At 41.0% G+C, this 13,873-nt stretch carries 10 protein-coding genes; all 10 read left to right on the top strand.

What is annotated here, in order from left to right:
* The first annotated feature begins 403 nt into the window (after positions 1-403).
* Positions 404-886 (top strand): MarR family winged helix-turn-helix transcriptional regulator, encoded by a 483-nt coding sequence (locus H5161_RS12605; protein WP_002960189.1) that lies wholly within the window; start codon positions 404-406, stop codon positions 884-886.
* Between the two features lie 100 nt (positions 887-986).
* Positions 987-2,309, top strand: coding sequence for a carbohydrate porin (locus H5161_RS12600; RefSeq protein ID WP_182696061.1), 1,323 nt, complete (start codon positions 987-989; stop codon positions 2,307-2,309).
* 129 nt (positions 2,310-2,438) lie between these two features.
* Positions 2,439-2,834, top strand: a complete 396-nt coding sequence (locus H5161_RS12595; RefSeq protein ID WP_182769439.1) for a YbaN family protein — start codon at positions 2,439-2,441, stop codon at positions 2,832-2,834.
* 124 nt (positions 2,835-2,958) lie between these two features.
* Positions 2,959-3,591, top strand: a complete 633-nt coding sequence (locus tag H5161_RS12590; protein ID WP_182769438.1) for a PepSY-associated TM helix domain-containing protein — start codon at positions 2,959-2,961, stop codon at positions 3,589-3,591.
* Entirely contained in the window at positions 3,591-4,100 is a 510-nt protein-coding gene (locus H5161_RS12585) for a DUF2271 domain-containing protein (protein WP_024596098.1), read from the top strand. The genes H5161_RS12590 and H5161_RS12585 overlap by 1 nt, the downstream gene beginning before the upstream one ends.
* 34 nt (positions 4,101-4,134) lie before the next feature.
* Positions 4,135-4,980 carry a DUF4198 domain-containing protein gene (locus tag H5161_RS12580; RefSeq protein ID WP_182692761.1) on the top strand — a complete coding sequence of 282 codons (846 nt, stop codon included), beginning with the start codon at positions 4,135-4,137 and terminating at the stop codon, positions 4,978-4,980.
* A 280-nt stretch (positions 4,981-5,260) separates the two neighbouring features.
* A complete protein-coding gene (locus tag H5161_RS12575; RefSeq protein WP_220493540.1) occupies positions 5,261-7,789 on the top strand; it encodes a TonB-dependent receptor in 2,529 nt (842 codons plus the stop codon).
* 470 nt (positions 7,790-8,259) lie between these two features.
* On the top strand, positions 8,260-9,153 hold the full coding sequence (locus tag H5161_RS12570; RefSeq protein ID WP_182769437.1) for a hypothetical protein: 894 nt from the start codon (positions 8,260-8,262) through the stop codon (positions 9,151-9,153).
* A 220-nt stretch (positions 9,154-9,373) separates the two neighbouring features.
* Positions 9,374-11,770 carry a PKD domain-containing protein gene (locus tag H5161_RS12565; RefSeq protein WP_182769436.1) on the top strand — a complete coding sequence of 799 codons (2,397 nt, stop codon included), beginning with the start codon at positions 9,374-9,376 and terminating at the stop codon, positions 11,768-11,770.
* A 163-nt stretch (positions 11,771-11,933) separates the two neighbouring features.
* Entirely contained in the window at positions 11,934-13,823 is a 1,890-nt protein-coding gene (locus H5161_RS12560) for a monovalent cation:proton antiporter-2 (CPA2) family protein (RefSeq protein WP_182769435.1), read from the top strand.
* Positions 13,824-13,873 lie beyond the last annotated feature (50 nt).

The following is a 13,873-nucleotide window of genomic DNA, read 5'->3' as shown; positions in this document are numbered from 1 at the left end:
AAAGATTTTTAATGTTTACATCTAAACAATAATGCATGCTTAAAGTATACGCTATTGATATTAAATATTGATTGCTGAATTTGTTCATTGCCGATTAATACATATACAGTAAACTCACAAACAATTACTTTGTACTAACAGCTGTAAATGAATAATACTAAAGTCTATACAATAAGACTTGCCAATTATTCACAACATACGTACTGTGCGCAACTTAATGCACACAAGGTGCTAAGAAAATTTACCAATATTTAAACAATATAATTTTACATTAGTTACTGCTCTAACTATTAAAAACCAATAAAAGCGGGCTAAAGTACAATATATTATTTGTATTCAATTTATTTGATGTGTAACATTTCGCGATTACGGCAAACTACCGCCCCATCGACGAGATAAGCAAATGCAAAAATATGACGAGTTATTGGTTTCTTTACGTAAAGTTATCCGCGCGATTGACTTACATTCTAAGCAGCTAAATAAAACTTCGGGTTTAACTGGCCCACAATTGCTTATAATGCAAGAAGTGCAAAAAACCGATGGAATAACGGCGAGCCGTATTGCTCAAAATGTAAATTTAAGCCCAGCAACGGTCACCAATATTCTCGACAGAATAGAAAGCAGAAACTTAGTAACACGCGTACGCAGTCAAATGGATAAACGCAGAGTGAGCTTATACCTCACCGATAAAGGAAAAGAGTTACTTGATAAAGCACCTCAGCCATTGCAAGAACACTTTATTGAAAAGTTTTCTGCACTTGCTGAATGGGAACAGAGCCTTTTACTCTCATCAATGCAGCGTGTAGCCGCAATGATGGATGCAGATAAATTAGATGCATCGCCCCTTCTAGAAGTTGGTGCGCTTACTCAAGCTCCTAAAGAATAAATAATAAAAAAAATACATAGTTTTTGTACTTACCCTAAACGTAAGGCGTTTTTTTACGTCTTGAATTTTTTATTTTTTAATCAAAATCTGAGCGGCAATTATGACTAAACTCTCAAAATTAACACTAGCACTAGTTCTAGGTGGTGTTACAAGTACTTCTTATGCGTCTGATGATCTAGACACGTTACAAAGCCAACTTAAGCAGTTAAAGCAACAAATGCAACTGCTTGAAAATAAGTTAGCTGATGAAAAAACAAAACAGCAAAAAATTAATGAGCTACACAAGCAAGAAGTTGCAAAAATTAGTAAAAAAGCTGATAACAAAGAAGTTGTTGTTGCTGCCGCCGAATCTGAGAAAAAAGACGAAGGCGTTAAAATTGGTGGCGCAGTGCGTTTTAATTACAGCACTAATTCATACGATGAAGACACTCAAGATCGTAGCGGCGACTTAGACTTTGAAGTATTTCGCATTAACTTATCTGGCGAAATAAACGATATTTCTGTTAATGGTGATTTTCGCTTTTACGATTACATGACCATTGTTAAGTATGCATACTTAGGTTACGAATTTACTGATGGCTGGGAAGCACAAGCTGGTATTGCACCTGTCCCTTTTGGTAATGGCCCATACAACTCACACAGCTACTTTTTTAGCACTAACTACTATGTTGGCCTAGAAGACGACTTTGACTTGGGTGTAACAGTAAACCGTAAACTAAAAGATAACTGGAAACTAGACCTAGGCTTTTTCAAAAATGATGAAGTAGGCGGCGTTGATGGCAGCTCTGAAGTTAACGAGCGTTACTCTTTTGATATAGTTGGTAGCCGTGCAACAACCGAAGGCACATACGATGCACCTGGCTCTCGCCTTGGTGAATACAACACATTTGCAGCTCGTACAGTGTACCAAATTGAGCATGGCGAAAACGCTAAAACCGATGTGGGTGTATCACTATTAAGCGGTGGCTTACATGATGGTAACGACCGTGCAGGTAACTACGGCGCATGGGCGTTCCACGTAAACAGCCAAATAAATAACTGGAATATTCAATTTCAGCACGGTGAGTACGACTACGACCTAGACGACAACAGCAACCGCTTTGTTGTAGGTGCGTTTGACTACTACGACACCGTATCAAGCGAAGCTACCATGACTAACTTTAACGTAGCTTACGACCTATCGGTTGATTTAGGCCCTATAACAGGCGTACAGTTTTACAACGATTACGGGATCATTTATGACAAATCTGACGACAGTGCAGATACATGGATGAACGTAACAGGTATGAGCGTATCAGCAGGCCCGTTATTTACGTACTTTGACTTTATTCAAGCACGTAACCAGCCATTTATTGGCGGAACAATTATTGGTGATGGCGATACAGAGCGTCGCTTTAACATCAACGTAGGTTACTACTTCTAGATAAGTAAAACCTATTTTATAAATTTAAAAGGGCAAACTTAGTTTGCCCTTTTTTATGTTTTTACACTTCGATTTTATAACTATTTGGCCTACAATCGAAAGTATCAGCCATTACTAAAAAGAGCCTAAGTGAATATAAAAGCAGTGTTTATTTGTTATAAAAACTTATGGTTTAAAGCACTTGGCTTAATACTTGTAGCCTTGGGTATTATTGGCATTGTGCTGCCGGTCATGCCTACCACTATATTTTTTATTTTAGCGCTCACCTGCTTTACTCGCTCATCACCCGCGCTTGAACAATGGCTGTTAAACCACCCTCGTTACGGTGTAACTTTGCAGCAATGGCAAGCCCATAAAGTAGTGCCTGTAAAAGCCAAATGCTACGCCGCCATTGGCATGTTAATTGGATTTACATTTTTACTGTATTCAACCGCCCCTATTTGGGTTATTTATCTCGTTGCAGTAATAGAAGTATTGGTAATGATTTACCTTATTTTAAGACCTTCCAGCCCTCCTAAGCGTTAAATATTCATTTTTTACCTGCTTACCGCCTTTGTTTTAAAGTTTTTATGTAAAGATAAGTAAGTAAATTTGTAATAGCTAATGCAAATCATTATCATGCTGTAAATTTAATTTATTTACTGTTTTTATGTCGTTTATTAACAAGCGGGCTTTGTATAGCACAAGCCGTGCTCTACATATTTATATTTCTACAGCTTTGTTTTTTTTGCTTATCTTATTTTGCGTTAGCGGCATTGTGCTCAACCATATTGATTGGCTTAAAAACGATAAAAATAATGGCCAAGTAACGGCGGTAATTCCAACAGAGCTAGTTACCAAAGCGAATGAGCAGCTAAATACGCTGCCAACGCTTTACCCTGAAATAGAAGCTTACCTAGCCGAGCAATATGCACTTACAAAAGTAAAAAGCATTGAGTGGGAAAAAGAAGACGCGCTTGTCATGCTCGACTACCCACTGCCTGCTGGGTTTGCCTACGCAGAGCTTGATTTTACAACTGGCGAGCTAAATCTTGATTACCAAACAGGTGGCTTTTTAAGCCTTATTGGCGACTTACATAAAGGCCGCCACAGCGGTGAAGTATGGAGTTGGGTAATTGATATATCTGCCGTACTAATGATTTTATTTGCCATCACCGGCATGATTATTTTGTTTCAAAATAGAAAAAAACGCTTAGCAGGAATATGGATAACCGTACTCGGAGTGGTAACTCCACTGGTTATTTATTTATGTTGGGTTCCACAAATAAAAGGAGTGTCTTAATGGTTAAATTTAAATTATTTATAAGCGCCGCATTACTGCTCGTAGCTGCGTTTTTTCAAACAACGGCGCATGCAAAAACACCACAGCTAGAGGTTGAATTAACACTTCCTGACTTAGAAGTACAACCGTATCACCGCCCATACGTTGCAGTTTGGCTTGAAACACCAGAGCGCAAACACGTTACAACGCTTGCACTTTGGGTGCAAAAAGCAGAATGGTTTAAAGACTTACGCCAATGGTGGCGTAAAGCCGGTAAAAGCGATGCCAACTTTGACGGCATTAGCGGCGCAACAAAACGCGCAGGTACTTACACCATAAATTGGCAAGGTAATGATTTAGACGGTAACCCAGTAAAACCAGGTAAATACTTACTAAATATTGAAGTTGTACGCGAAGAAGGCGGCAGAGACTACACCCGCGTTGAGCTTGATTTAACTAAATCAGGCAAACTAACAATTGATGGTAAAAACGAGTTTTCTAAAAGCTTCGTCACTGTAAGCACTAAGTAGCTGCTACTTAATCATTTGAATTTAAGGAAATACAATGAAAATTAATTTATTAAAAACGGCATTAATCGGCGCATTGAGCTTATCTGCTTTAGTGTCAACTTCAGCAAGTGCACACGGACGTTGGTTACTACCTTCGCATACCTCTTTATCAGGCGATAAAGCGCATTACGTAATGATTGACGCTAGTATCTCTAACGAAATGTTTGCACCAGACAAAGCCTTTAAACCTAAAGAAAAAGGCGCCGAGTACGACGACACATTATTAATGGCACTTGCGCCTAATGGTGAGCCAGTAAGCGACACCATTCGTGCTTATTACTTAAAGCGTAAAAGCTCAGCTGCGGTAAGCTTAACAGAGCAAGGCACTTACCACATTGCAATGACCCAAAAGCCAATGTACATGACCTTCTATAAAAACGAAGAAGGTAAGCGCCAGCGCGTATTTGGTAAAAAAACAGAAGCCGAGTTACCTAGCAATGCAAAAGATGTAACGACAACGAAGGTTGTTTCAACAGTAGATACATTTGTAAGCCGAAATGGCACCTCAAAACCTGCACAGCTAGGTTTAGGCTTAGAGCTTAGCGGTCCAACGCATCCAAACGATTTATTTGTAGGCGAACAAGCACGTTTTCAGTTACTACAAGATGGTAAATCTGCTGGTGAAGGCGTTGAAGTAAGTATTTTAAAAGGCGACACACGCTACCGTAACGAGCGTGGCGAAGTAAAAGTAACGACCGATAAAGACGGTATGTTTACAATTACGTGGAAAGAGCCAGGCCTATACCTAATCGAAACCTCTAACAAGGTTACCGTAAATGAAGAAGGCGTAGATGCAGGACGTTATGCATTATTTACAACGCTTGAAGTTGCCCCTGAATAATTTAAATTACTAAATTTAAAAAATTGAAAGGCCAAGCATTTGCTTGGCCTTTTTACGTCTTACTAACTTTTATCTAAAATTCCCTTGAATTCGCAACCATTCGACACAAGATTGCAACTACAACGATCCAAACGCCTATATCACGCGTAGACAGTGACCTTACTTGTTAACAACTTAGAATATCTTAGATAGTTTTTATCTTTGCACTAGGGTAGTCGCTTCTATATGATGCGCTCCTTTTTAAAATCAATAGTCAGCAGCCCTCAAGGGAATCAACATCATGTTAAAGCCATTATCAGCCAAAAAAGTAGCACTTAGCCTGGCCGTTTCTTCTGCACTTAGTGCACCCTATTCTTCTGTATTTGCTGCAGAACAAGATGTTCAAGCCGAAAAAAGCATTGAAGTGATTTCAGTAACAGGTACTCGCCGTAGCTTACGCAGTATTGCCGAAAGCTCAGTACCTGTAGATATTATTACCAGCGGTGATATGCAAAGTACGGGTCAGCTAGAAATAAGCCAAATACTAGCAAACCAAGTACCTAGCTTTAACTACCCAAGTGCCACTATGGGTGATGGTACTGACCATGCAAAACCAGCTGTTTTACGTGGATTAGCACCCGATCACACATTAGTACTTATAAACGGTAAGCGCCGCCATGCCGGTGCGCTATTAAACTTAGCAGGTGTTGTTGGTCGAGGCTCTACCGCTGTTGATTTGAACATGATCCCAACCTCTGCAATTAAACGTGTTGAAGTACTTCGTGATGGCGCAGCCGCACAGTACGGTTCTGATGCAATTGCTGGGGTAATTAACATTGTACTTAAAGATGCCTCAGAAGGCGGCAGCGTTAGCGTAACGTACGGTAAATACGATACTCAAATGGCTGGCGTACCTCAGCTAGAAAGCACCTACGCAGATGCAAACGGCGACTTAGCCTTTAATACCGGTGGCGACAGAGAAGTAAACGACGGTGCAACACGCACTGTTAGCGCAAACTCTGGTTTTGCGTTATCTGATAACGGCTTTGTAAACGTATCAATTGAATACCGCGATAACGACTCAACGCAACGCTCAGGCTTTGACCCACGCGAACAATACAGCCGTCTTGATGATGGCAGCCTAGACCCACGCGAATTTACTATCGATCGTTACAACCACCGTTTTGGTAAAGCAGACCTTGAAGATTACGCGTTGTTTTACAACATGGGTTACGACTTTGATAACGGCTTAAACCTTTATTCATTTGGTAGCTACTCAAAGCGTGAAGGTAATTCAGGTGGTTTTTACCGCCGTGCAAAAGACAGCCGTAACGTTTTAGAAGTGTACCCAGATGGATTTTTGCCGCAGATTGAAACAGACGTACAAGACTACTCATTTGCACTGGGCTTAAAAGGCGAAACTAACGACTGGACATGGGATGTAAGTACCAACTACGGCCGTAACGACTTTGGCTTCGGTGTTGTAAATAGTATAAACACATCACTAGGTGCCGACAGCCCAACCGAATTTGACAACGGTGCATTGGTTTACGATCAGTTTTTAGTAAACGCAACAGCCAATACCACACTCGATTTAGGCTTACCTGATGACGTATTTTTTACCGTAGGTACTGAATACCGCCACGAAAGCTACAAAATAGAAGAAGGCGAAGAAGCGTCTTACATCACCGCACTTGATAGCGACGGTCACCCAATTGCAGCCGGTGGCGCGCAAGTACTTGCTGGTTTTGGACCAGAAAGTGCGACTGACGAAAGCCGTCATAACATCGCTTTATTTGTTGAGTTTGATACCTACTTAACAGAAAAATGGAACGTCGTTTTAGCGGGTCGTTATGAAGATTACAGCGACTTTGGCGACACATTTACCTCTAAACTTGCCTCGCGTTACAGCATTACTGAAAACCTATCGCTGCGCGGTGCAATTAGCACCGGTTTCCGTGCGCCATCTTTAGCGCAAAGCTCGTACCGCCAAATATCAACAGTACTTGAAAACAACCAACCATTTGAAGTTGGTTTATTCCCAACCGATTCAGCCGCAGCGCAAGCACTCGGTGCTCAGCCGTTAGATGCTGAAGAGTCAGTAAACGTTACTGCAGGCTTTATGTACACGCAAGGCAGCTTTAGCTTAACCGTTGATGCGTACCGTATTGATATTGATGACCGTATTGTATTGTCTGAAAACTTAGAGGGCGATGCCGTAGTAGAAATACTACAAAATGCCGGTGAGCTAAATACCGAAAGCGTACGTTACTTTACCAACGCTATCGATTCACGCACGCAAGGTGTAGATATAGTTGCCACTTATAACCTAGATTTAGACAACTTAGGTGATTTACGCCTAAACGTAGCAGCTAACTTTAACGACACCGAAGTAACACACGTAAAAGACAACCCAGCGCAGCTTAACTCACTAGGTGACGACTACGTAGTGTTTGCGCGTCGTGAAGTAGGTCGCTTTGAAGAAGGCACGCCAGATAGCAAATGGAACCTATCAGCAGTGTGGAACTTTAACGAATGGCAAACAACGCTTCGTGCCACACGTTATGGTGAAGTCGCTGACATATCAACTACAGCTGATCGCGATGAATACTTAGACCCTAAATGGATCACCGACCTAGAAGTGGCATACCGTCCAGACGAATATTGGAAATTTGCCGTTGGTGCAAACAACTTGTTCGATCAGTACCCACAAGCCACCGTGGATAACATTGGTTACTCTGACTTTGGTCAAATATTCCCGTACACACCGTATGCACCTTACGGATTAGACGGGCGTTTCTTATACGGTAATATTACTTACAGCTTTTAATTAGTTTACTAGGGCGTGTTGATCTTTGGTGGGTGAATTTGCAGCAGTATGTTTGGTTTTTAGGCAAGGCAGAGCCTATGTAGTGTGGTTATTCCCCATAAATAGGCGATAACGCAGCATAAATACCAAACATGCGCTGCCCTTTGGGTTCTTTCTAGGGACGATTAACTCTTTGTTGCTCGGTTTTTACTTAGTCCACTAGGTTACAAACCTCGCGCCGCGATTTAATCGCCCCTAGATTGAACAAATTTCAATCCACAAAGATCAACACGACCTAATAAAAGCAGAGCAATTATAAAAGGATGCATCACGCATCCTTTTATATTAATAATTAGTTATTTTAACCACTTATTAGTATTTCAACTTTCATAAAAAACCACCACCCTATATAAAACAACAGCTTACATTTCGGCCTCATTTTTGCTCTATATTGTTTATATAAATACAAACAAAAATACAAAGGACTAAACATGAGCTCATCAACTGTATCTAACATTACAAAACCACTTTCACTTATTGGCGGCATTTTATTATTAAGTGGCTGTGTATTTCACATATCGCCAAGCGTTGCCTCAGTAAAGCAAACTCAACAGCTATCACTGCCAAGCAATAATCTTGAATATTTAAATGTATTAAGCGGTGCAGGTAGCCTTGAAATAAAAGGCTCAAAAACGGCCACCAGCATTAGTGTTGATGCCACTATTTACACAGCCGACATTGAAGACGAATACGAGCTAACGCTGGAGCAAGACGGTAAACAGGCAAAGCTTGTTGCCCAAAATAAAAGCCGTAATGGTATTAGCTTTTACAGTGGTCAATCTCCAAGTATTAATTTAGTGGTTACTGTGCCAAGTAATCTAAATTTAGATATTGATGATGGCTCTGGCGACATTTTTATAAATGCTATGCAAAGCAATATTAATGTAAAAGACGGCTCAGGAAATTTAACAATAAGCGGTGCTAAAAACCTAACTGTTGACGATGGATCAGGTGAAGTAAACTTTGAAAACATCGCAGGTAATTTAGAATTAACCGACGGCTCTGGCAGTATTCATATAAACAACGTAAGCGGCAATGCAACTATTGACGATGGTTCTGGCGAAATGCTCGTGAGCAACATAACCGGTTCGCTAAACGTTGAAGATGGATCGGGTGATTTAGTGATAAGCCATATAAGCGGTGCTGTTAATGTTGATGATAACTCTGGCGACATGGTCATTGAGCATATTGGTTCAAGCGTAACAATTGAAGACGGTTCGGGTGATATTCGCGTTAACCATGCAAAGGGGCTGACTATTACAGAGTCGGGCTCGGGCGATGTAAGTATCGATAATATTAGCGGTTCAGTAAAAGTAGCTGACTAACTTTATTTAAGCGTTATTTAACTGCCATTTAATACGCTTTATGCCCTATCAATCTGGGCATAAAGCACTCCCCTCAAAGTATAAATTATTTAAAATCAGCACTGTTTCGCGTTAACTATTTCCTAAAATAATGAAAATTTATTTATTTGATTTATTTTTTTGCTTTATATCTAATTTAGGTACATATTAATATTCAACTTATTAAAAGGATATTAATATTATGAAATGGAAGTTATTAGTTTTAATTACTGCTTTATTCACCCTCGTAGCTTGTGGCTCTGGAGGTTCAGACCCCAAAACAGTAACTAAACCGCTCAGCACTAACACAAAGCCTATTGCGGTTATTACCACCGAGCAATCGGAGTTTAAAGTAAATACCACCCTCGTTTTTAGCGCAGCACAAAGTAGTGACCCCGATGGCGATGCACTCACCTATCAATGGCAATTAACCAGCAAAAACGAACAAGTAGAAATACCGATTACGGTTAATAACGAAAGTACCGTTGAGTTTTCAGTATCTGAAGCACAAGAATACCAATTAGTATTAACCGTGAGTGACGGCAAGCTTTCAAGCAGTCCTGCACAAAAACAATTCACCGTTACTGCAAATACCCAACTAACGGCTAACGCAGGTAGCACACAAACCGTTAAACAAGGTGATGTTGTGCTTTTAAATGGCGCGCAAAGTAGCACAACCAGCGGCGCCATTAATCAATACAAATGGCAATTTATTACCAAGCCCGTAGCAAGTAATGCAACGCTTGAAAATGCGACTCAAGTAAAAAGCCAGTTTGTTGCCGACGAAATAGGCGAGTTTAAGGTTGAACTTACCGTTACTAATTCACAAGGTGATACAGCAAGCACTGTCGTACTCATAAAAAGTGAATCGCTTAATTCTAACTCATCGCCACAAGCGGTTATAAACGTAGAAAATAATACAATTGCCCCAAATGAAGTTGTTACGCTTTATGGTAACCAAAGTACTGATCCCGATAAAAACGATACGCTTAGTTATGCTTGGGCAATTACATCAAAACCCGAGGGCAGCACGCCAGCTCTTTCAAACATGCAAAATCATACCGCTGGGTTTTCAGCGTCAACAGCTGGAGATTACACGCTTTCACTCACCGTTACCGATCAACAAAACGAAAGTGATACCGCATCTGTTACTTTAACTGTTACCACAAGTAATAAAGCCCCCGTTGCAACACTTGAATCCGAACGTGATATTACTTTAAACGAATCAACCACTTTGCAGTGCCAACAATGTAGCGACCCAGACGGAGATACGCTGAGTTATAACTGGCAGTTACAAGCCAAGCCTGTAAATAGTGCATCGCAACTCACTAACAACACATCTGCAACGCCCTCTATTGTTGCCGATAAAGAAGGCGACTACGTTGTAGTGCTTACAGTGTCTGATGGGCAATTAAGCTCAAACCAAGCAACCTCAGTACTGCACGCCAGTAGCAATAAAAAGCCTATCACTTTGGTAACTTATGAAACCTCTATAACGGTTGATGAACAAGTTTTACTTGATGCTTCCAATAGTTACGATCCAGAAGGCCAACCACTAAGCTACCAATGGGAAATCATTTCGTCGCAAGGCCAAGCAACGCTTAGCAGTAATACAATATCAAAACCAACGTTTAGCGCATCAGTAGAGGGGCAAGTTGTTATTTCGTTACGCACTAACGATGGCGTGCAGTTCTCTGACACAAAAACCCTAACAATTGATGTAATACAAAATGCACTGCCAGTAATTAGCTTCACGGGGGAGCAGTCACGCTACGAAGTAGTGGGCAATGCAGTTAAATTTGATGTAAGCCAAAGTTACGACCCAGAGGGAACCACTCTCGATTACGCATGGACACTATCAGCCCCTTCAGGCTCGAGTACCAGCTTAAGCAATACAAACCAAAATATTACCGAATTTATCGCCGATATGACAGGTAGTTACACGCTAACCGTTGTAGCAACTGATGCAGATGGCTTTTCAAAAAGTGTGCAATTTTCAATTACAGTAACTAACTCTGCACAACTTACCGGTCGTATTAAAGGGCAACTCACTAATGTGCAAAAAGCGGCTATAAGCAATGCACAGCTAACAATTAATGGACTGCAGTACACTACTAACACAAATGGCTTTTTTGATGAAGAGGTTAATTTAGCGCAAGGTGAAAAAATAACGATAAAAACAGCAGATCAAAGGATTGCAGCAGGGGAATACAACTCTGTAGCTATTACGCAAAGCAACTTTACTGTGGATATAGGCCAAAATAGCATGCCCGTTTTACAAGCTGTTGAGGTTTCGGTATTTGTGTGTGCTGAGTTTTCAGGCCCCGACACCGTTAATTTACGCTTTAACATGGTAGATACACTTTTAGCGTCAGATAGCTTTCAATTTAGCTTTGATCAAACAAAACCACTTACTTTACAAAAAAGCGGAAGTACTTACTTCGATAGCGAATTAGATATCGACCTACCTGCATCTGCCGAATTTGAAGTAACAGTAATTGAAACAAGCGTTGAAAATACAATCAGCTCAAACATTACTATTTACCATTCTGATTCAGGCCAACCAAGCTCAGCAATTATAAGTATTTGTAATATTTAGCCCCCAAATAAGTCCTTCAACATAAAGTGCTATTTTTAGACCAGTAGTTATAACCATTAGTGTTATAGCTACTGATAAATAAGCAACTTTGAGCCATATAATCCATTGTATTTTATAAGCAGCTAAGCCATTCTAAAAGCCTTGATGTTATTAGGATAAACGCGTGTTAGAAATTGCTTTAATTTACTTAGCAGCAGCCATAGTAGCTGTCCCTATTGCAAAACGAGTCGGACTGGGCTCAGTGTTAGGTTATTTAATTGCCGGCATACTCATTGGCCCTTATGCGCTGGGTGTTGTGGGCGATCAAACAGATGTAATGCACTTCGCTGAATTTGGCGTAGTAATGATGCTGTTTTTAGTGGGCCTTGAACTGCAACCTTCGCGTTTATGGACATTACGCCACTCTATTTTAGGGCTTGGCGGCTTGCAAGTTGTGTTAACGGCAGCGGCAATTTTTGCATTTTGTTATTGGTTTTTTGCCATGCATTGGCAAACCGCACTCGCCATTGGTTTAATGCTCGCGCTCTCCTCTACGGCTATTGTGCTGCAAAGCCTTGAAGAAAAAGGCTGGCTAAAGCAAGAAGCCGGACAAAACGCGTTTTCGGTATTGCTGTTTCAAGACATCGCAATTATTCCTATTTTAGCCCTATTGCCACTGCTTGCATTTGCCCCGCAAACTAGCACAAAAGAAATCAGCGATTCAATTATTGCAAGCTGGCCTGTATGGCAACAAGTATGTGTATCGGTTGCAGTTATTGCCGCTATTATTGCCGGCGGTAAATATGTATCGGCGCCGTTATTTAGATACATTGCCCAAACACACATGCGTGAAATATTTACTATTTTTGCACTGTTTTTAGTGGTCGCTATTGCACTGGTTATGCAAAGCATTGGTTTATCACCTGCTTTGGGTACTTTTTTAGCGGGTGTGGTACTTGCCGAGAGTGAGTTTAGACACGAATTAGAAGCCGATATAGAACCCTTTAAAGGCTTACTTTTAGGATTGTTTTTTATAACTGTTGGCGCATCAATTAACTTTGAACTGCTATTTAACGAGTTTAGTACTGTTATAGGCTTAGTGGTTTTACTTATTGTAGTTAAAGCCTGCATTTTATTTGCCCTTGCCGTTACCTTTAAAATTAACAGCAAACAGCAATTATTATTTGCCTTAGCGCTTGCCCAAGGGGGTGAGTTTGCCTTTGTACTGTTAAGCGTAACCACCACCTTAAGTATTTTAACGCCCGAGCAAACCAGCCTTGTTACCTTAGTTGTGGCGGTATCAATGCTAATAGCGCCGTTATTACTTATGGTTTATGAGCAAATACAAAAACGCAGCAGCAGTGCTCTGCCTGAGTTTGATAAGCCTGAGCAAATTAGCACCGCTAAGCACGTAATTATTGCGGGCTACGGACGTTTTGGCCAAATTATGGGTCGTTTACTGCACGCGCAAGGCTACGAAATTACTGTACTTGATCACAGCCCAAGCCAAATAGAATTACTACGCCGTTTTGGCAATACCGTATTTTATGGCGATGCCGCACGCCAAGAACTCCTTGAAGCCGCAGGCGCGCACACCGCGCAAATGCTGGTAATTGCAATTGATAACCCCGATAAAACCATTGAGATAATTAAGCTCGCGCATAAAAACTACCCGCAGTTAAAAATTGTTGCTCGCGCAATCGACCGCCGCCATGCGTATCAGTTACTTAATTTAAAAGTAGATGCGTTTAACCGCGAAACAGTCGACTCAGCTATTAACCTTGCCGTAGAAGCACTCGAGTTACTAGGTAACACTAAGCAAGATGCAGAGCGCGCCGGTAAGCTATTTAGAGACCACGACCGCGCTGCAGTACTGCAACTTGCTGCATTATGGGGAGACGACGCCAGCTACGGCGTAGCAGTGCGCCAACGCATGGAAGATTTAAAACAAGTTCTGCAACAAGATAAACAAGCACAAAGCGATTTAAATACCTGCAACAGCGGCGATTGCGAAGACGGCCTAACAGAGCTAGCTGATAGACCCAAAAAGCCTGATGATGCTCATTTGGAGTAGTGTTAAGGCTTTTATATTTGTGCTGTTGGCAATAGCTGGCAGCACATAAA

Source organism: Pseudoalteromonas sp. SG43-5, from assembly GCF_014164345.1.
GTDB lineage: Bacteria > Pseudomonadota > Gammaproteobacteria > Enterobacterales > Alteromonadaceae > Pseudoalteromonas > Pseudoalteromonas distincta.
The sequence above is the reverse complement of the archived record's forward strand: the minus strand, read 5'-3'. Positions and strand labels throughout refer to the sequence as shown.

Bases quoted from the DNA above. Each gene is read 5' to 3' on its own strand.
- H5161_RS12590 (WP_182769438.1), top strand. From the start codon at position 2,959: ATGTCGTTTATTAACAAGCGGGCTTTGTATAGCACAAGCCGTGCTCTA.
- H5161_RS12575 (WP_220493540.1), top strand. From the start codon at position 5,261: ATGTTAAAGCCATTATCAGCCAAAAAAGTAGCACTTAGCCTGGCCGTT.
- H5161_RS12565 (WP_182769436.1), top strand. From the start codon at position 9,374: ATGAAATGGAAGTTATTAGTTTTAATTACTGCTTTATTCACCCTCGTA.
- H5161_RS12570 (WP_182769437.1), top strand. From the start codon at position 8,260: ATGAGCTCATCAACTGTATCTAACATTACAAAACCACTTTCACTTATT.
- H5161_RS12585 (WP_024596098.1), top strand. From the start codon at position 3,591: ATGGTTAAATTTAAATTATTTATAAGCGCCGCATTACTGCTCGTAGCT.
- H5161_RS12600 (WP_182696061.1), top strand. From the start codon at position 987: ATGACTAAACTCTCAAAATTAACACTAGCACTAGTTCTAGGTGGTGTT.
- H5161_RS12580 (WP_182692761.1), top strand. From the start codon at position 4,135: ATGAAAATTAATTTATTAAAAACGGCATTAATCGGCGCATTGAGCTTA.
- H5161_RS12605 (WP_002960189.1), top strand. From the start codon at position 404: ATGCAAAAATATGACGAGTTATTGGTTTCTTTACGTAAAGTTATCCGC.